Annotated in this window: 12 protein-coding genes; 6 read left to right on the forward strand and 6 right to left on the reverse strand. The window is 66.5% G+C overall.

Translation table 11 applies throughout. The annotated features are described in order from the left end of the window. Window positions 1–200 precede the first annotated feature (200 nt). Window positions 201–1,121: a LysR family transcriptional regulator gene (locus AC5P8Y_RS15095; protein ID WP_049402565.1), complete on the reverse strand. Its 921-nt coding sequence runs from the start codon at window positions 1,119–1,121 to the stop codon at window positions 201–203. A gap of 140 nt (window positions 1,122–1,261) precedes the next feature. Here AC5P8Y_RS15095 and AC5P8Y_RS15100 point away from each other — a divergent pair, with 140 nt between their 5' ends. Further along, the gene (locus AC5P8Y_RS15100) at window positions 1,262–1,963 is read left to right on the forward strand and encodes a pirin family protein (protein ID WP_005409043.1); all 702 of its coding nucleotides are present in this window, start codon (window positions 1,262–1,264) and stop codon (window positions 1,961–1,963) included. A 44-nt stretch (window positions 1,964–2,007) separates the two neighbouring features. Here the strand turns inward: AC5P8Y_RS15100 and AC5P8Y_RS15105 are convergent, their stop codons facing one another. Both AC5P8Y_RS15105 and AC5P8Y_RS15110 read right to left on the reverse strand, forming a co-directional pair. Further along, window positions 2,008–4,212: a TonB-dependent siderophore receptor gene (locus AC5P8Y_RS15105; RefSeq protein ID WP_049402566.1), complete on the reverse strand. Its 2,205-nt coding sequence runs from the start codon at window positions 4,210–4,212 to the stop codon at window positions 2,008–2,010. 131 nt (window positions 4,213–4,343) lie between these two features. Next, a complete protein-coding gene (locus tag AC5P8Y_RS15110) occupies window positions 4,344–5,039 on the reverse strand; it encodes an alpha/beta hydrolase (RefSeq protein ID WP_024957582.1) in 696 nt (231 codons plus the stop codon). Window positions 5,040–5,223: 184 nt separating this feature from the next. Here AC5P8Y_RS15110 and AC5P8Y_RS15115 point away from each other — a divergent pair, with 184 nt between their 5' ends. Further along, entirely contained in the window at window positions 5,224–6,363 is a 1,140-nt protein-coding gene (locus AC5P8Y_RS15115; protein ID WP_164133532.1) for an MFS transporter, read from the forward strand. A gap of 82 nt (window positions 6,364–6,445) precedes the next feature. Here the strand turns inward: AC5P8Y_RS15115 and AC5P8Y_RS15120 are convergent, their stop codons facing one another. Next, on the reverse strand, window positions 6,446–7,564 hold the full coding sequence (locus tag AC5P8Y_RS15120) for an alpha/beta fold hydrolase (protein ID WP_005409039.1): 1,119 nt from the start codon (window positions 7,562–7,564) through the stop codon (window positions 6,446–6,448). A 183-nt stretch (window positions 7,565–7,747) separates the two neighbouring features. Here AC5P8Y_RS15120 and AC5P8Y_RS15125 point away from each other — a divergent pair, with 183 nt between their 5' ends. The 4 genes from AC5P8Y_RS15125 to AC5P8Y_RS15140 all read left to right on the forward strand — a co-directional run bounded on the left by AC5P8Y_RS15125 (window position 7,748) and on the right by AC5P8Y_RS15140 (window position 14,631). Beyond that, window positions 7,748–9,094, forward strand: coding sequence for a c-type cytochrome (locus tag AC5P8Y_RS15125; protein WP_111188620.1), 1,347 nt, complete (start codon window positions 7,748–7,750; stop codon window positions 9,092–9,094). Next, entirely contained in the window at window positions 9,091–10,017 is a 927-nt protein-coding gene (locus AC5P8Y_RS15130) for a c-type cytochrome (protein ID WP_049433267.1), read from the forward strand. The genes AC5P8Y_RS15125 and AC5P8Y_RS15130 overlap by 4 nt, the downstream gene beginning before the upstream one ends. A gap of 118 nt (window positions 10,018–10,135) precedes the next feature. Then, window positions 10,136–12,514, forward strand: coding sequence for a TonB-dependent receptor domain-containing protein (locus tag AC5P8Y_RS15135; RefSeq protein WP_049433268.1), 2,379 nt, complete (start codon window positions 10,136–10,138; stop codon window positions 12,512–12,514). Between the two features lie 8 nt (window positions 12,515–12,522). Then, window positions 12,523–14,631 (forward strand): phosphocholine-specific phospholipase C, encoded by a 2,109-nt coding sequence (locus AC5P8Y_RS15140; protein WP_033834147.1) that lies wholly within the window; start codon window positions 12,523–12,525, stop codon window positions 14,629–14,631. Window positions 14,632–14,654: 23 nt separating this feature from the next. Here AC5P8Y_RS15140 and AC5P8Y_RS15145 read toward each other — a convergent pair whose 3' ends face one another. Together AC5P8Y_RS15145 and AC5P8Y_RS15150 are read right to left on the reverse strand one after the other, a co-directional pair. Beyond that, entirely contained in the window at window positions 14,655–16,250 is a 1,596-nt protein-coding gene (locus AC5P8Y_RS15145) for an alkaline phosphatase D family protein (RefSeq protein WP_049454895.1), read from the reverse strand. Window positions 16,251–16,260: 10 nt separating this feature from the next. Beyond that, on the reverse strand, window positions 16,261–19,194 hold the full coding sequence (locus AC5P8Y_RS15150) for a TonB-dependent receptor (RefSeq protein WP_111188618.1): 2,934 nt from the start codon (window positions 19,192–19,194) through the stop codon (window positions 16,261–16,263). Between the last annotated feature and the right edge of the window lie 115 nt (window positions 19,195–19,309).

Genomic DNA, 19,309 nt, shown 5'->3' on the forward strand with positions numbered 1-19,309 from the left:
ACTGTCGAAGGCGGGGTGGGTCCGGTTGCGGGAGTGTCCGCGGCATGGATGCCGCGGCCAAGCCCCCAAGGACGGGTTTACGGCGTCTCCCGCAACCGGACCCACCCCGCCATCCCTCAGGAAACCAGCTTCTGCTGTTGCAGTTGCTGTTGCTGTTGCTCTGGATCGTAGCGGGTGCAGGGCGCAGCCCTGCCGTACACCTACCCCCTGGCCATTGCCTGCCACCACTGCGACAGCAGCTCCGGCCTGCGCAGGCGCTCGCGCCACCAGCGCAGTGCGGCGCCATCCTCTCCGGTGCGCCAGGCCAGCCAGAAGGTCTCTTCCGGCTTGTGTTCCTCCACCTCGCGGATCACCAGCTGGCCACGCGCCACCGCAGCGCGTGCGCACGGCTCGGGCAGGAAGCCGAATCCCACGCCTTCGCACTGCAACTTCAATTTGCTGGCCATGTCCGGCACCGTCAGCATCTCCTGCCCCATCAACAAGCCGACCGTGCGCGGCAGCAGCCTGCGCGCGGAATCAGAGACCGCGATCGCGCAGTGCTCGACCAGCTGCTCGCGACCCAGCACACCCGGCACTGCGGCCAACGGATGACCGGGCGCGACCGCGAACACGAACTCCACCGTGCCCAGCGGCTCGACCACGTAACCACCGCCACTGGGGCCCTCGCCCGGCGCGCCGACCAGCAGGTCGGCACGGCGGTCCAGCAGGGCCTCCCAGGTGCCGGACAGGGCCTCGCCGATCAATCGCAGCCGGGTCGGTGCCTCGGCCTCGCGAAACGCGGCGATGTCCGGCCCGAGCAGCCAGGTCGGGAACACCGAATCCACCGCCAGCGTCAGTTCGGTCTCCCAGCCCGACGCCACCCGGCGCACCCGCAGTTCCAGCTCGCGGGCGGCGCGCAGCAGGTGCCGGCCTTCGTCCAGCAGCGCGCGGCCAGCATCGGTCGGCTCGGCGCGCGGACCGACCCGGTCGAACAGCTGAACGCCCAGGTCCTCCTCCAGCTTGGCCACGGTGTAGGAGATGGTCGAGGGCACCTTGTGCAGGGCTTTGCCGGCGCCGGCAAAGGAGCCGCGGCGGTCGATGGCATCCAGGATCTGCAGGGCATCGAGGCTGAGCTTGAGCATTCGAATTTTTCGATGATGGCTGTCAAAACTATCCGTTTTTCAAACCCAAGGCGCAAGCGGATACTTCTCTCCAACGGGGAAACAAAGCGGCTGCCAGCCCACCCCGCCCCATCGAAACCATCGAACAAGGAGATTCCATCATGCTGCAGATCCGCAAGAGCGCTACCCGTGGCCTGGCCGAGCATGGCTGGCTGTCCTCGCGCCATACCTTCTCCTTCGCCAACTACTACGACCCGCGCTACGTCAGCTTCGGCCCGCTGCGGGTGATCAACGAAGACAAGGTGATCGGCGGCCAGGGCTTCGGCACCCACGGCCACAGCAACATGGAAATCATCTCCTACGTGCTGGGCGGTGCGCTGGAACACAAGGACTCGATGGGCACCGGCTCAGTGCTGCGCTACGGCGACGTGCAGCGCATGAGCGCCGGCAGCGGCGTCACCCACAGCGAGTTCAACCACTCGGCCGACGAGACCGTGCACTTCCTGCAGATCTGGATCTTCCCGGACACCGAGAACATCACGCCGTCCTACGAGGAGACCCACTTCGCACCGGAGACCAAGCGCGGCCAGCTGCGCCTGATCGCTTCGCCGGACGGCGCCGACGGTTCGCTGCGCATCCACCAGGATGCCCGCATCTTCGCCACCATCCTCGACGGCGGCCAGAAGCTGCACCATGCCCTTGGCAACGGTCGTGGCGCCTATGTGCAGGTGGCCCGTGGGCAGCTGCAGGTCAACGGCATCACCCTGGAAGCCGGTGATGCGCTGCAGGTCAGCGACGAAGCCCAGCTGACGCTGGAAAACGGCAACGATGCCGAAGTGCTGGTGTTCGACCTGCCGCTGTAACCACATCGCCCGCGATGCTGCAGAGCATCGCGGGCGCATCTGCGTCAGAACCTGTAATTCAAGCTCAACCGCACGTTGCGCGGCTCGCCCCAGGCGTAGGTGCTGTACCAGTTGAAGATCGTGTAGTAACGCTTGTCGAGCAGGTTGTTGACGTTGACCGTGGCCGACAGGCGATCGTTGAACTGGTAGCGCGCCATCGCATCGAGCAACCAGTACGGCTGCGTGCGATGCACCACCTTGGCCCGCGTGGCCGGGTTGGTAATCTCGCCGAAAGTCGAATCCTGCCAGCGTGCGCCACCACCCAGCGTCAGCCCCTGCCAGGCGCCACGCAGGCGGTAGCGGGTGTGCAGGCTGAACTGGTTCTCCGGTTCCAGCGTGGTCACCTTGGTGCCCGCCTGGCGGGCGATCTTGTGGGAGAACCCACCCTGCACCTGCCAGCCCTCGGCCAGCTGACCCGACATTTCAAGCTCGAAACCCTTGGTGCGCACGCCCATCAAGGTGCGGTAGGCATCCTGGCCATCCGGTGTCTTGCCGCCGGTGGGCTGAGCGAAGTTGTCCTGATCAAGCTGGAACAGCGCCGCACTGGCATTGAGGCGTCCATCGAAGAACTCGGCCTTCAGCCCCATCTCGTAGCTGCGGCCTTCGAGCGGATCCAGCGCCTTGCCCTGCTCGTCACGCTCGCCCTGCGGCTTGAAGATGGTGCTGTAGCTGGCATACACCGAGTAATGCTCGCCGAGGTCGTAGACCACGCCGGCATAGGGCACATGGACGCCGGTCTCGCGCGTGTCCGGCGAGCGGTAGCTGGCCAGGCGGCTGCCGACGATCAGCTTCAACGGATCGGCCACGTCGAAGCGGCCAACCACGTACAGCCCGTTCTCACGGGTCATTTCATTGTTGTCATAGGTGCGCTGCCACTGCGGTTCGGCAATGTCGCCATTCCAGCTGCGGTAGTCCGGCACGGTATCCGGGAAACCCGCCTGAGGGCCGTAGCCGGTATTGGTCCAGCGCTTGCGCGAGGCACTGCCACCAACCACCAGCTCATGCTCGCGGCCGAACAGGCCGAAATGCCCACTCACATAGAAGTCGGCGGCATTGCTGACGGTCTTGCCGACGTACTTGCCGAGCCACAGGCTGACGCCCTCGCCGGTCAACGGATCGGGATTGCCGGCGGCGGCACCGGCCAGTGCGGCGTCATAGCCGTTGACCTGATGATTGAGCTGCAGCTTGGCAATCCAATCGTTGGCGAACGTGTGCTCCAACGTGGCGAAACCGGTACGCACGTACTGGCGCCAGCCGGCCCATTGCGCACCATTGTTGAACGAGCGCGGCATGCGGTTGAAGTTGCCGGCGCTGTCCAGCAGCGGAATGCCGCCCCACGTGGAGCCTTTCGGGTCGCTGTCCATCACGTCGCCACCGATCGACAACAGCGTGCGTTCGCCCAGATCGGCTTCCAGCACGGCATAGCCGACCTTGCTAGTGCGCTGGTAGTTGTCCAGGTTGGAGCGCTTGTCTTCCCAGGCACCCACGGCACGGCCACGCACGCGGCCATCGGCAGTCAGCGGGCCACCCACATCGAGCTCGGCGCGGTAGTCGTCCCAGCGGCCGACACCCAGCGAGGCACTGCCGGCGAAGTCCTTGCCCGGCTTCTTGCGCACCAGGTTGATGGTCGCACCCGGATCGCCCATGCCGGTCAGCAGGCCGGTCGCGCCCTTGAGCACCTCGATGCGGTCGTAGATGGCGGTATCGCTGAGCGTGTTGCCGGCGGAGTACGCCGAGTTGCGCGACATCGGAATGCCGTCGTACTGGAAGTTCTGGATCGCGAAACCGCGCGCGTAGTACTCGGTGCGTTCGCTGTCGTAGGTGACGATGCTGATGCCGGGGGTCACCCGCATCACGTCGTCGATGCCGTGCAGGCCGAAGTCATCCATCTGTGCGCGGGTGATCACGCTGATGGTCTGCGGGGTCTGCCGTGGCGTCAGCACCAGGCGGGTCGCGGTGGCAATGGTGCCGGGCGTATAGGCGTCGCTGCCCTCGGTGATGGTACCGAGCAGGTTGGCGGTGACCTGTACGGTCTGCAGGGTCTGTGATGCAGGCGCCTGCGAATCCTTGGCTGGATCCGTACTGGACTGCGCAACAGCAATACCGCTGCTGCCCAGAGCAGCGATCAGCACCCCACGGGCCAGCGCCTGCGGCAACGCGCGGCGACGCGGCAAGGGGGACGGCGTATGGACAACAGGCACAGGCAGCACGACGGGACCTCCACGATAGGGTGGGATCCTCTGGCGGCGGCTGGAGGGAAGAGAGGGACGCGGCCGGACAGCCGCGGCGCAGGAGTGTACTCCCCTGCGCCGCGGCTGTCGTGCGGAGTGCTGGCGCGGGATCAGCCGCCGATGGCGGCGCAGGCCTCCAGGATCAGCGCGGTCACTTCCTTCGGCTGCGAAGCCAGCGAGGCATGGCTGGCATCCAGCTCCAGCAGGCGCCTGGGCTGCATCCTTGCGGCCATGGCCTTCTGGTTTTCCGGCGCGATCATGTGGTCGTGGCGGGACAGCTGGTACCAGCTCGGCATGTGCTTCCACGCCGGGTCGCTGACCGCATCACCGAAGGTGCTGGCCAGCGGTGCCTTCTGGGTAACGGCCATCACCCGGCCTTCGTCCTCGCTCAGATCCTGGCAGAAGCTCTCATGGAACTTGTCCGCACGCAGCCACAGGTAGCCATCACTGTCAGGTGCCAGGTTCGGCGCCGCCTCCGGCAGGTGCTGCTGGGTGATCCCACCGGGACTCTCGCCGGCATCAGGCGCGAACGCGGCGATGTAGACCAGGCCCTTCACGTTGGGCTCGTTACCGGCCTGGCTGATCACCGCGCCGCCATAGGAGTGGCCGACCAGCAGCACCGGCCCGTCGATCTGCCGGATCATTTTCCGGGTGCGCCCTGCGTCGTCGGCCAGCGAGGTCAGCGGCAGTTCCACCGCCTGCACACGGTCGTGGCCGTTGCGATGCAGTTCCAGGATCACCTTGGCCCAGTGTGCGGCCCCGCCCCAGAAGCCATGGACGAGGAGGATGGTCGGTGTCGTGCTCATGTAGAGGTCTCCGGCAGCGGCCGGCGGAATGCAGACCGTGCAGCCACTGTCCGTGCGTCGCGTTAATCGCTGGTGACGCAATCGGGTCACTGCAATCGTATGCGTCGCCCGATGTCACGCATGGCACTTGCCGAGTCAGTCTGAAATCGTTTTCATGGCTGTTCCCTGGAGCTTCGCATCGCGCATGACGCCTTCATCCCCCCGTGCCCAGCAGCACGCCACCCGCGCCGCCTTCTTCATTCCCGGATTCGCCACCGCCGCATGGGCGCCGATGGTGCCCTACGCCAAGGCCAAGGCCGGGCTGTCCGACGCCAGCCTCGGCGCCGTGCTGCTGTGCCTTGGACTCGGCTCGCTGCTGGCGATGCCGTTGGCGGGCGCGCTGACCGGGCGGCTGGGCTGCCGCCGGGTGATGGTGATCACCTGCGCGATGATGCTGTGCGCCCTGCCCTTGCTGGTGCTGGCGCCCTCGCCGGTGGCGCTGGGTGCGGCGCTGTTCGTGTTCGGCGCCGGCGTCGGTGCGCTGGATTGTGCGATGAACATGCAGGCGGTCGCGGTCGAGCGCGACGCCGGGCGCGCGATGATGTCCGGCTTCCACGCCTTCTACAGCATCGGTGGCTTCGTCGGCGCCGGCTGCATGACCGGCCTGCTGATCCTGGGTACACCGCTGTGGCTGGCCGCGCTGGTTTCGGTGACGGCACTGCTGCTGGTCGCGGTGCTGTCGGCGCCGCACTGGCGCCCGCAACGGATCCTGCACGACGGCCCACTGCTGGCGCTGCCGCACGGCGTGGTGCTGTTCATCGGCGTGCTGGCCTTCGTGGTGTTCCTCGCCGAGGGCTCGATGCTGGACTGGAGCGCGGTGTTCCTGGCCGAAGTGCGGCAGGTGCCGCGTGACCAGGCCGGCGCCGGCTTCGCGCTGTTCACCCTGGCGATGACCGCGATGCGCCTGTTCGGCGACGGCATCGTCGAGCGCCTCGGCCGCACCCGCACCCTGGTCTTCGGCGGCATCACCGCCGCAGCAGGCTTCACCCTGTCCACGCTGGTGCCCTCGTTCCCGGTGGCGCTGGCGGGGTATGTACTGGTCGGGCTGGGCTGCGCCAACATCGTGCCGGCACTGTTCTCGATGGCCGGCCAGCAGCGGGTGATGCCGGAGAGCATCGCCATCACCGCAGTCACCACGCTGGGTTACGCCGGCATCCTCGCCGGCCCGGCAGCGATCGGTGCACTGGCACACGGCACCAGCCTCGGCTTCGCCTTCCTGTGCGTGGCCGCGCTGCTGCTGGGCGTCGCGGCGTCTGCCCGCTCGCTGGCACGACGGGTGGCCTGACAGAAAAAGGGGACGGAGGGGATCAAGTCGTTTATGGCCCAGCTGTGCGGGAAACGACTTAATCCCCTCCGTCCCCTTTTTTTCAGCGGTGGGCCAGCCACTCGGCCTGGGCCGGCAGCTGTGGGGCCGGACAGGCGCTCTTCGGGTGGTGCTCATCGCGCGCCATCCAGTCATCGACCACTCCGGCCAGCAGGTCCAGCCGCAGCGGCAGTGTAATGTGGTCCTCGCCGCGCATCTCGATGTAATGCGCGCGCGGGTTGGCCTGGGCCAGTTCGCGGCCCTGGCTGACCGGAATGTGCTGGTCGCCCTGGCCGTGCAGCAGCAGCACGCAGGCGCGGGTATCGGCCAGCGCGCGCGCTACATCCACGCGGTCCAGATCGACGTCGATACGGCGGCTGGCGGCGGCGATCACCTGGTTGATGTCCTGGCCGCCGTAGCGCCAGCGCGCGTACGACGCCATCGCCTGCGCCTTCAGGCCTTCCGGCTGCAGTCCCATCAGGTGCGGAATCATCGTGCGGATCGCCACACCGGCATTGGCGAACGATTCCATCGCCACCACCCCTTCCACCTGGTCGCCGAGTTTGTCGGCGGTGAATACCGCTGTGGCGGCGCCATAGGACACGCCGAACAGGTACAGCGGGCCGGTTACTTCACCACGGGCGCGCAGCTCGCCGATCACATCCACCACATCGTCGGATTCATAGGTGCCATAACCCGACGGCCCGGTACCGGACTGTCCATGATTACGCAGGTCGAGCGTGACCACGCGGTAGCCGGATTCGGCCAACTGCAACGACCACGGCAGCATCGAATCACCGTTCATCATCCAGCCGTGCAGCAGCACCACGGTACCGCGCGGTGCCTGCGCGCGGAACGGCTGCGGTACTGCCAGGCTCAGGCCGGTATCCAGCGGCAGGCCGTTCTCGTGGCGCTGCGGCAGGTAGTGGTAACGCGCGCCGTAATCGCCAGGATCGAACACACGCCAGAAGATCGGCACGCCATCGCGGCCCGGCGCGAAGCCGTGGCGATTGGGCAGTTCGGCGATGGCCGCAGCAATGCGCGGACGATCGAGCAGGGTCGATACGCCACCCGGCGCGATCAGCCGATCGGCGAGCGAGGTGGACGAGGCATTGATCGAGGACGAGCATGCAGCCAGCCACAGGCCGGCGCACGCCAGCAACAACAGCAGCAGGCGCTTCATGGGCAATCGGGGAAAAGGTGCGACAGCGTGGCAGGTTAGCGACGCGCGCGTGGGCCATCTATCGCGCATGGATGACGGCTTGATGACAACGCAGGAACGATTCAGCTTGGTGTACAAGCTGTATCTGTTCAGTCATTGATCCGGATCAATGAACGCGCGCGCGGGATTGCCCACAGTGCCGCCATGCGCACCTCGTTCAAGCTCGCCATTGCCCTGGCCGCCACGCTGGCCGCCGCCTACGGCGTCGCCCGCACCACGCCCTACTGGTTCGCACCGCGACAGGCCGCGCAGGTCGACATCCACGATCCGGCATTGATCGCGCAGGGACAATACCTGTCGCGCGCGGCCGACTGCGCGGCCTGCCACACCGCGCCCGGCGGCAAGCCGTTCGCCGGTGGCCTCGGCATGCAGACGCCGATGGGCACGATCTACTCGACCAACATCACGCCCGATCCGGACACCGGCATTGGCGCCTACGACTACGCCGACTTCGAGCGCGCGGTGCGTCGCGGCATCCGCCATGATGGGCAGCCGTTGTATCCGGCCATGCCGTACGCCTCGTACGTGATCGCCAGCGACGCCGAGATCAAGGCGCTGTACGCCTACTTCATGGGCTCGGTGCAACCGGTGGAGCAGAACAACGCCGACAGCACGATCCCGTGGCCGGCCAACATGCGCTGGCCACTGGCCTGGTGGCAGCTGCTGTTCGCACGCCCGCGCACGTTCAACCCGGATCCGTCGCTGGATGCCAGCCAGCAGCGCGGTGCCGAACTGGTGGAAGGCCTGGCCCACTGCGGCGCCTGCCACACACCACGTGGCCTGGCGTTCCAGGAAAAGGCGATGGCCGATGATGGCAGCCGCCAGTTCCTGTCCGGCTCGGTGCTGGAAGGCTGGTACGCGAAGAACCTGCGCAATGAATCGACCGGCCTGGCCAGCTGGAGCGAGGGCGAGATCGTCGATTTCCTGCGTACCGGCCGCACCGATCGATCGGCGGCCTTCGGCGGCATGGCCGACGTGGTCGAGCACAGCACGCAGTACCTGTCCGACACCGACCTGCTGGCGATGGCCCGCTACCTGAAGCAGCTGCCCGCCCGCGAAGGACGCAGCGCACAGTGGTCGCCCGGTACCGACACCACCACCGCCGCACTGCGCAGCGGCGACTACCGCGTGGCAGGTTCGCTGGCCTATGCCGAGCACTGCCAGGCCTGCCACCGCGCCGACGGGCGCGGCATGCCGCGCGTCTATCCAGCCCTGGCCGGCAACTCGATCGTGTTCGCCGATGACCCCAGCTCGCTGGTGCAGGTGACCCTGATCGGCGGCCGCACGCCGCATACCCCGCATGACCGCATGGCCTTCACCATGCCCGGCTTCGAGCAGCTGCCAAACGCGCAGCTGGCACAGATCCTGACCTTCATCCGCAGCAGCTGGGGCAACCAGGCCAGTGCCGTGAGCGAGGTCGACGTGGCGCGCATGCGCCAGGTGGTGCCCGACAAGCCGGTGCACTACGTTCCGCAGGAGGCCGCACGATGAAACGTTCGCGCAAACGCTCCCGCCTGCTGATCGGCAGTGCGATCACCCTCGTGATGCTCGCCGGGGCCGGTACCCTCGCTTACCGTCATCTGTATCCGGACCTGGATGCCGCCGTGGCCAGCACGATCGATATCCTCGATGCGAAGGGCAAGGTGGTCGGGCACTACCATGCGCCCAGCGCCGAAGAAATCGCCGGGCTCGGCAATGCCGAATCGGTGATGCTCGGCCGCCGTATCCTAAACGAGACCGCACGGCTGCTGCCGGACAATGTCGGCAACGATCTGAACTGCAACTCGTGCCACATGGCCGAGGGCAAGCGGCCTTTCGGCAATCACTACTTCAATACCGGCGGCGGCGCCTATCCGCGCTACATGCCGCGTCCGGGCAAGGTGATCGGGCTGACCGAGCGCATCAACGGCTGCCTGCAGCGTTCGATGAACGGCAAGCCGCTGCCGGAGGACTCGCCGCAGATGCGCGCGATGCTCGATTACATGGCGTGGCTGAGCAGTCCGGTGCCAGAGGGTGCAAAGGTGGCCGCCCCCAGTGAGGGGCCGATCGACAGCACGCTGACCCCGGACCCGGTCCGCGGCCAGGCGCTGTACGCCGTGCAGTGCGCCGCCTGCCATGGCGACAACGGCGAAGGACGGCGCGACGCCGGCGGTGACATCGCCTTCCCGCCGCTATGGGGCGACCACAGCTTCAACATCGGCGCCGGCATGGCGCGCCTGTACAAGGCCGCCGGCTTCGTCAAGCACAACATGCCACCGGCGGTGACCCGCGAGCCGCCACTGGGCCAGCAGGCGATGCCCGACCAGGATGCGGTGGACATCGCCAGCTACTTCATCAACCAGCCCCGGCCGGACTTCGCCAACAAGGCCAAGGACTGGCCGCGCGACCCGAAACCCAAGGACGCGCGGTACTGACAGGCAGGCGGCCGGGGGCGTCGGCCGTCACAACACGGTTCCTGCATCTCTACGTCATGTCGATGTCATTGGTGCTGTCGACACTCGGGGGCTTCTCTCCCCCCAAGGTCCGGTATCGATGCGAACGATTGCGCGCTTTCCCCGTGTTTCGCTGCTTGCCCTGCTGATCGCCCCCGCGCTGGACGCCCTCGCAGAAGCACCGCAGGGCGATACGGGCGAAGCGCGCAGCAGCGATGCCCGCACCCTCGACCAGGTGCAGGTGATCGGCCAGGCCACCAGCTACGCCAAGACGTCGGTGCGCGCAGAAACACTGAACCGGCAGACGGTGATGAGCAGCGTCAACGACGCGCTGAACGAAGTACCCGGCGTGGTGGTCAGCGAGGCCGACGCCACCGGCTCGTCGGTGTGGGGCACGCAGATCAGCATGCGCGGGTTCGTCACCAATCGTGATACCCAGCAGATCGGCACCACCATCGACGGTCTGCCCAACGGCGGCTCCGGCTACGGCGGCGGCTCGCTGGCCAACCGCTACATCGACACCCTGGACCTGGAAACGGTGGAAGTCAGCCAGGGCACCGCTGACATCTCCTCGCGCTCGAACGAAGCCCTCGGCGGCACGCTCAACTTCCTCACCAGCGACCCGATGCAGGACAGCCGCCTGCGCTTCGTGGTCGGTGCCGGTGACAACGAGGCGCGCAAGTACTACGTGCGCTACGACACCGGCCTGCTCGGCGGCCACACCCGCGCGTGGATCAGCGCCTCCTCGTCGAAGGTGCACGACTGGATCGACGGCACCGGCCACGCCAGCAACGACCACATCGCCGGCAAGTTCATCACCGAACTGGATCGCTGGACGCTGACCGGCTACCTGTCCTACAACGACGCCGACGAGCCCGAATACACCAGCGTTTCGCCGACGGGCTTTGCCACCAATCCGGATCGCGACAACCTGGTCGGCACCCTCACCGGCATTCCGTATCTGGACCAGAACTACCGTTCCGGCTCGCGTGCGCTGCGCGAGAACACCTTCGGCTACCTGCGCGCAGCCTTTGACGGCGGCAATGGTTTCAAAGCGTCGGTGGCCGCCTATGGGCATCGCATGCAGGGCCGCGGTGACTGGCTGCCGCCGTACCTGGCGCAGGTCAGCGACGATGGCGCGGGCCGCCCCGAGTCGGAGTACCTCGGTGGCGAGACCGTGTACGGCGGCAGCAACCGCGGCCAGATCTTCTTCGTCAATCCTGATGGCAGCGCGGCACAGCGGCTGGCCAGCTGCACGCCACGGTTGGGCTTCACCGCCGAGTACGATCCGAACTGCTACGCGGGCAACGTGCTGGGCGCGCAGTCCTACCGCCACACCCACTACGACAACGACCGCATGGGCGTGACCGCCGACGTCGAATGGCGGCAGACCTTCGGTGCGATCGACAACACGATCCGTGGCGGCCTGTGGGTGGAGAAGCTGGACCGTTCGGCACGCCGTGACTGGCACCGCCTGCTCAACGTCGGCCAGGACATCGCCTTCGACCATCAGCCGTACTGGGTGCAGTTCGAGGACAAGTACAAGGTTGACGAGCAGATGTACTACGTCGAGGACGTGGCCCGCTTCGGCCCGTTCAGTGCCCGCCTGGGCGTGAAGCAGTTCTTCGTCGACCAGTCGCGCCGCCGCGTGATCGGTGCCAGCGAGCAGGTGAAATCCGATTCCAGGTCCGATCCGCTGCTGTCGACCGGCTTCACCTGGGCACCGGGCGTGGAAGGCATGGAGCTGTTCGCCGGCTTCTCGCAGAACTTCGCCGCCATTCCCTCCGGCGTGCTCGGCGAGACCGACCCGCAGCGCTTCCGCAACGTCGAACCGGAGACCGCCGACAACATCGAAGTGGGCATGCGCATCAGCCGCTGGCCGCTGACCGCCTCGGTGACCCTGTACAACATCAAGTTCGACAACCGCATCGTCTACCTTCCGGCAGGTTTCGTCAGTGGCATCGACTACCTGGGCGAGACCGACGGTGTCTACGAGAACTTCGGCGGCGTGGAAAGCAACGGCCTGGAAGCGGCGTTCGGCTACGGTTGGGACAACGGCTGGCGCCTCAACGCCGCCTATACCTACAACCGCTCCAAGTACCTGGGCAGCGGCGATGCCGCGCGCGACACCCAGCTGGGCATCGTCGATGGCGCCAAGGTGATCGGCCAGCCCGAACAGACCCTGGTGCTGTCGGCGGACTGGCAGGGCGAGAACTGGAACTTCGGCCTGTCCGGCCGTTACCTGGGCACGCGCTATCTCGACGCCGCCAACGTCAACAAGCTGCCCTCGGCCACCGTGTTCAACGCCAACATCGGCTTCGACCTGCAGGGGCTGTCGCCGCGCCTGAAGGGCATGGGTGCCAACCTGGTGGTGAGCAACCTCACCGATAAGCGGTATCTTGCGGGGGTGGACGGCCGCGACAACGCCTTCATCGGCGCCCCGCGCACCGTCGGCATCTCCTTCCGTGTGGACCTGTGAGTGAGCCCGTGACCGATATCGGCCGACGCCGGTTGTTGCAGGCCGGCGTTGCCGCCGGCCTTTCCCCGCTGCTGCCCAGCATCGCCCGGGCCGCAGCGATCGCGCCTGCGGCGCAGACGCGCAGCCTCGAAGACCTGCAGCACATCGTGGTGTTCATGCAGGAGAACCGTTCGTTCGACCACTACTTCGGCACGCTGCCTGGGGTACGTGGTTTCGGTGATCGCTTCGTGGCCCCTGCCGCGGCCCTGCAGGCCGGTGGCCGCACCCGCAGCCTGTGGCTGCAGCCCGACGCGAGCGGCGCGCGCGCGATCGCGCCGTTCCCGCTGGATACCGCCGCGCACTTCGGCTACATGCGGGTGGAAGGCACACCGCACACCTGGCCGGACGCACAGCGTGCCTGGGACCACGGGCGCATGGGGCACTGGCCGAAGGCCAAGCAGAACCACTCCATGGGCTACTTCCAGCGCAGCGACATGCCGTTCCAGTTCGCGCTGGCCGATGCGTTCACGATCTGCGACGCCTACCACTGCGCGATGCAGGCCGGCACCAACCCGAACCGGGTGTTCCTGTGGACTGGCCACAATGATGCACACGCGCGTGCAGGTGGCCCTGTGATCGCCAACTCGCACGACAACTTCCCGGAACAGGGCGGGCATCCGGCGTCGTACCGATGGACCAGCCATGTCGAGCGCCTGCAGAAGGCCGGCGTGTCCTGGCAGATCTACCAGGACATGGCCGACAACTTCACCGACAACCCGCTGGCCGGTTTCGAGGTATTCCGCCAGGCCCATCGCGCCGCGCCGGGGCATGACCCGCAGTTGCGCGCACGCGGCGTCAGCACCCGTGGCCTGGCGCAGCTGCGCCAGGACGTGATCGGTGGGCGCCTGCCGCAGGTCAGCTTCATCATTGCCGACGCGGCCGGCAGCGAGCATCCCGGCCCCTCCAGCCCCGCCCAGGGCGCGGCCTATACCGCGCGCGTGCTGGACGCGCTGACCGCCGATCCAGAGGTGTGGAGCCGCACCGCGCTGTTGCTGATGTTCGACGAGAACGACGGCTTCTTCGACCACATGCCGCCACCGGCACCGCCTTCACCGCTGGGCACCGGCTGGGCCGGTGCGTCTTCGGTCAGTACCGAGGGTGAGTACCACCGCCATCCGGCACCGGGCGACGAGAAGTACGACCTCGCCGAACTGCGTGGCCGCCCATATGGGCTGGGTCCGCGCGTGCCGCTGTATGTGATCTCGCCGTGGAGCCGCGGTGGCTGGGTCGATTCGCAGGTGTACGACCACACCTCGGTCATTCGGTTGATCGAACGTCGCTTCGGTGTGGCCGCACCGGACATCACGCCGTGGCGCCGGGCGGTCTGCGGCGACCTCAGCAACGCGTTCGACTTCGCCCAGCGCGATACCCGCCCGTTCGTACGCGGCCTGCCGGACGTGAGCGCGGTGGCCGCGCGCGCCGCCGCCCTGCCGGGACGCACCGTGCCCGCGTTGCCCGAGGGACTGAAGCCGGCGAAACAGGAAAGCGGCGTGCGCCCGGCGCGTGCCCTGCCCTACCGGCCGCAGGCATCGATTGCCGCTGTCGACGCCTCGGGTGTGGATCTGGCGCTGTCCTGCGAAGGCGCAGCAGCAGTGCTGCATGTTTACGACCGGCTGCGGCTGGATGCGGTGCCACGCCGCTACACGCTGCTGCCGGGCATGCCGCTGCGCGAGCGCTGGCCGCTTGATGCCCAGGGCCGCTATGACCTGTGGCTGCTGGGCCCGAACGGCTTCCACCGCCACTTCCAGGGGGCGGCCAAGGATCCTGCGCTGCAGGCTTCAATTGATCGCACGGATGGCCAACTGCGGCTGCGGCTGCGCAACCTGGGTGACGGCGCGCAGCAGGTGCGTGTGCAGCCTGGTGCCTATGCCGGGCACATGCCCGATCAGGCGCTGGTACTACCCGCACACGCAGAAACCGCGTTGGCGTGGGACGCAACGCCCACGGCGGGCTGGTATGACCTGCAGATCGGCGCGGGCGAGAGCATGCTGCGCCTGGCCGGTCGTGCCGAGGATGGGCGCCCCGGCACAAGTGACCCGGCGATGGGCAGCGAGCCATTGCGGTTCGAGCAGGATTGAAGGATCTCTGTAGAGCGGTAGATTCAGGCCTCCTGCAGCCCCGGCCGGCCGTGCTCCACCGCATAGCGCTTCCAGCTCTGCACCGCGCCATTCGGCTGCATCACGGTATCCAGCGTCTTCATATCGCCGATCCACGCATCGCGGGTGACATCGCACAGCACGTAGCCACGCTTGTCGGTGGTCGCTTTCAGATAGGGGCTGTGCGCAATCTGGTTGCTGGCATACGCGTCCACACCCTGGCCATCGGCGCCGGAAGTGATCGACGTGGCGAGGAACTCGCTGGAGATCACGCCCGAGTCACGGTGGTCCTGCACCAGATCACTCGCATAGTGGCGATGCGCGTCGCCGCAGGCAGTCACTACGTTGCCGAAGCCCACCTTCTGGATGTGGTCAAGCAGGCGCCGGCGGCTGTCCAGATAGCCCGACCACTGGTCGTCGGACGACTGCACCACCCCATCCTTCTCGCGCATGTAGTTGCCCAGCGCCACCTGGTGGGCGATGGTGTGCCAGCGCGGTGCGGCATCGGCCAGGCCGTCGAACAGCCAGCGCTCCTGCTTCGCCCCCACAATGCTGCGCTCCGGCGATTCCACCTCCTCACGCAACGCCATGTTCACCTGCTTGCTGCGGTACTGGCGGGTATCGAGCAGGTGCAGGTCCATCAGCGTGCCGTAGCGTGCGCGCCGGTACATCTGCATGTGGCCATCGCGCGGGAATGCAGAGCGGCGCAGTGGCATGTTCTCGTAGTAGGCCTGGAACGCCTGTGCGCGACGCAGCAGGAACACTTCGCTGGGCGTGTCATCCTGGTCCTCGGCACCGGCCCAGTTGTTGTCCACTTCATGGTCGTCAAAGGTGACGAACCACGGTGCCGCCGCATGCGCGGCCTGCAGGTCGGCATCGCTCTTGTACTGGGCGTAGCGGCGGCGGTAATCATCCAGCGTGTAGATCTGCGGGCCGACGTGGTTGCGCAGGTTGGTGAACGGCTGGCCGTTCATCTTCCGCAGACCCGGCTGGCTTTCGCCTTCGTAGATGTAGTCACCATAGTGGAAGACGAAATCAAGCGGTTCCTCGGCAATGCGCCGCCACGCAGTGTAGTGGCCTTCTTCGTAGTGCTGGCAACCGGCCACCGCAAAGCGCACGCGATCCACCGCGGCCGTGGCTGCGGGCAGCGTGCGGGTGCAACCGACCGCACTGGCGTGGCTACCGACGCTGAAGCGGTACCAGTAGGGCCGTCCGGGCGCCAACCCGTCCAGCTCCACGTGCACGGCGTGGCCGAGTTCGGGATGCGCCATCGCCGCCCCCTGGCGTACCACCCTGCGCATGCCTTCGTCTGCGGCCAGTTGCCACTCGACCAGCATCGGCCGGGTCGGCATGCCGCCGCCGAACACCAGCGGTTCGGTCGCCAGGCGCGTCCACAGCACCATGCCATCGGCCGAGGGATCACCCGAGGCCACGCCCAGGGTGAAGGGTGTGCTGGCAAAGCGCGGCTTGGCCAGCAGGTTGCGCGGGTTCAGCGCGGTGGCATCGGCCTGCGCGGCCAGCGCGTGTGCCGTGCCCATCCAGGCACCGGCAGCGGACAGGCCGGCCATGGCCAGGAATCGCCTGCGATTGATCGTCTCCACGGCTGTGCCCTCAGTTGTAGATGATGTGGAAGTAGAAGAAGCGGCCGTAGTCGTCGATCTCGGTACGGAAGCGCCCGTTCGGGCCGGTGCTGTAGGTCGGCTGGGTGTTGAACAGGTTCTTGGCTTCGTACTTCAGCGTCACGTGCCTGCTGACCTTGTGGCTGAAGGCCATGTTGAAGGTCATGTACGGGTCGTAGTACGAATCCAGCCATTCGGTGTCACCGAAGTCGACCAGCATCTGGCTGCGGTAGGTGCCGGACAGGCGCAGCTGCGCGCTTTTCCAGGGCATGCGCCAGATCACCGAACCGTTGAGCGACCAGTCCGGCTGGTACAGCAGGCGATCCAGGCGGCGCTCGGTGCCATCGCTGATGCGGTAGTTGGTCTGGCCTTCCAGCCGTGTAGCGTTGAAGTACATGTCGAAGCGCTGGCGTCCCCACTGCAGGTTGCGGTTGGCCACCGCGAACTCGACACCGCGCAGCGTGGACTCATCGGTGTTCATCGGCTGGGTGACCCGGTAGCGGGCATCACCCACGTTCTCGAAGGTGGTCAGGGTGTAGATGTCGTCCTTGATCACCTTGTCGAACAGCGCCACCGAGACCAGGCCGTTGTTTCCGTTGAAGTACAGGTCCCACGCCAGGTCGATGTTGGTGGAACGTCGCGGCTGCAGATCGGCATTGCCCTGCTTGATGCTGCAGAAGCCCCTGCCCTCCTCGTCATCGCCACAGCTGGTGCTGGTGGCCTGGGCGATGTTGCTCGGCGTCGGCCGGCCCAGCGTGCGGCTGGCGGAGAAGCGCAGGCGCTGGTCCTCGGTGAGCTTGAAGGTTGCGTTCAACGAGGGCAGCAGATTGTTGTAGCCACCGCTCGTGTTGCGGAACGCAGAGGTATAGGTAGTGCCGCCATCATCGCTGAACGGACTATAGGCATCGAAGCGGGTGTGGTCGTAGCGCAGGCCGCCGATCAGCAGCAGCCGGTCCCAGGCGTAGTGCGCGGACACATAGGCATTGGTGATGTCCTCCACGTACTTGTAGTCACTGGTGAAGTTGGCATTCGGATACGCCGCATTGTTGTTGCCCAGTTTCGGCAGCAGTTGCTCGTTCCACTTGCGGTTGTCGATCAGCGGGAAGCCCGGCACGCTGCCCAGCAGCGTCGAACCCGGATACAGGTAGTCGTTGAGCGTGGCACTGCTCTTGAAATAGTCGAAGTCGATGTCCTGCCAGATCTTCAGGTGGCGGTACTCGGCGCCGGCGGCCAGTCCGAAACCTCTCGCATCGGCGTCGATGTTGTAGCTGAAGTCGGCGCGCAGGTTGTCGATGCTCTCCTTGGCATCGCGCGGGGAGACGTAGGCTTGCGCCGGATTGAGCTTGAATGCGGAACTGGTCAGCAGACTGGAATCGGAAACGGCCACCGCGTTGGGGAATCCGTGGCTGTCGTTCTCGTAGTCGACGAACAGGTTGCTCGGGTAGGCGCGTACCCCCCAGTAGACCTGGCTGTTGTGGAAGGTCTCTTCGGTATGGCCACCGCGCAGGGTCAGCCGCGAACGGTCACCCATGTCCCAGTTGAAGCTGGCGATGGCGCCACGGTTGCTGCGGTCCCAGCGGTCGTGGCGGTTCTTGATGTAGATGCTGTTGATCTGGGTGGTGCCGCTGTCTTCGGTCTGGTTGCGGACCGGAAACTTGGCGTTGCCGTACAGATCCGTCTTGTTCATCGTCGAGTTCTCGTAGAACCGGTACGAATACAGCAGCAGCGATGCGTAGAACGGATCATCCGAGGGCTTCCACTCAAGCTTGGCGGAGCCACCGAAGTTGGTGATGAAGTTGGTATAGGTGCCAGTGCTGAAGTTGCCAGGCGCACGCAGCCCGTTCCAGCCCTTGGCCTGGTCCGGGCCCGTGGTACCGTCGGTGAGGTATTTGCCAGCGTCGTTGTAGTAGTAGTTCGACTCCACCCAGCGCTTGACGCTGTTGCGCGAACGCTGCTCGTAGCGTGCCACCGCAACGATGCCGAACTGCTGGTCGACACCAAACTGGTTGGAGAACACCATCTTGGCGCTCTTGCCGAAGTGGCCCAGGGTCTCGTGGTTGCCACCAGCGCTGCGCTCGACGTTGGTCTCGGCGGTGGAATAGATGCCTGCCACATCGGCAAACACGTACTTGCCGGACCGGTCGAAGGCACTGCGGCTGATGATGTCGATCACGCCGCCGATCGCATCCGGTGCCTGCTCGGCACTGAAGCTCTTGTAGATGTCGGTACGGGTGCCGATGTCGCTGGGAATCAGCTGCAGGTTGTTCATGCGCTCGCCGGAGCCACTGCCCCCCACGCTGGCAATCGCAATGCCATCGATGGTGGTGTAGTTGAGGTTGGCCTGTACGCCGCGCACGGTCACGTAACGTGGCTCGCCGGCATCCTCCACCGCACTCAGCCCTGGAGCGGCCATCAGGCTCTCGGCCAGGGTCTCGTCGCCGTAGCTGTCCATCTCGTCATACACCACCGAATCCTTGATCACCGGCGACGACTTCTTCTGGTCGATGACCTCATGTGCGGCAATCACCTTCACCGTGTCCAGGGTCGGCGCCACCATTGCCTCGGCCTCGCGCAGCTTCGGCGCGGCCGGCTTCGGTTGGTTGCGAGCTGGCGCCGGATCGATGGCGATGACATTGCCATCCACCACGGTGTACCCCAGGCCGGTACCGGCCAGCAGCGCCTCCAGCGCCTGCCTGACGGTGGCACCGCGCGGCACCGCACCGGCCATGCGGGCATCACCGCCGGCCGAGTACAGGAACTGCACCCCGGAACCGCGCGACAGCTGCTCCAGCGCACGCGCCAACGGCTGCGCCGCGATCGGCGTGGATACACGCGCCTCCAGGCCATCGGCACCGGCGGCGAAGGCCAGCGGCACGCTGCAGGGAGACAGGGCGAGGATGATCGACAGGTAGAGCGTGTTGCGCATCACGGGTCCTTGGAAGAGAGAAGGCAGCAGGCGCCGCTGCGTGGCTCGGCAGCGGCTTCTCCCAAGTAAGAGCCCGCATCCGCCGAAGTGGAGAACGCGGATTCGATGAATTTTT

The organism is Stenotrophomonas sp. YJH_SMC_12-1 (assembly GCF_059370935.1).

Coding starts and splice junctions, on each gene's coding strand:
- AC5P8Y_RS15120 (WP_005409039.1), bottom strand. CDS start 7,564: ATGAAGCGCCTGCTGCTGTTGTTGCTGGCGTGCGCCGGCCTGTGGCTG.
- AC5P8Y_RS15125 (WP_111188620.1), top strand. CDS start 7,748: ATGCGCACCTCGTTCAAGCTCGCCATTGCCCTGGCCGCCACGCTGGCC.
- AC5P8Y_RS15095 (WP_049402565.1), bottom strand. CDS start 1,121: ATGCTCAAGCTCAGCCTCGATGCCCTGCAGATCCTGGATGCCATCGAC.
- AC5P8Y_RS15115 (WP_164133532.1), top strand. CDS start 5,224: ATGACGCCTTCATCCCCCCGTGCCCAGCAGCACGCCACCCGCGCCGCC.
- AC5P8Y_RS15135 (WP_049433268.1), top strand. CDS start 10,136: ATGCGAACGATTGCGCGCTTTCCCCGTGTTTCGCTGCTTGCCCTGCTG.
- AC5P8Y_RS15100 (WP_005409043.1), top strand. CDS start 1,262: ATGCTGCAGATCCGCAAGAGCGCTACCCGTGGCCTGGCCGAGCATGGC.
- AC5P8Y_RS15130 (WP_049433267.1), top strand. CDS start 9,091: ATGAAACGTTCGCGCAAACGCTCCCGCCTGCTGATCGGCAGTGCGATC.
- AC5P8Y_RS15150 (WP_111188618.1), bottom strand. CDS start 19,194: ATGCGCAACACGCTCTACCTGTCGATCATCCTCGCCCTGTCTCCCTGC.
- AC5P8Y_RS15110 (WP_024957582.1), bottom strand. CDS start 5,039: ATGAGCACGACACCGACCATCCTCCTCGTCCATGGCTTCTGGGGCGGG.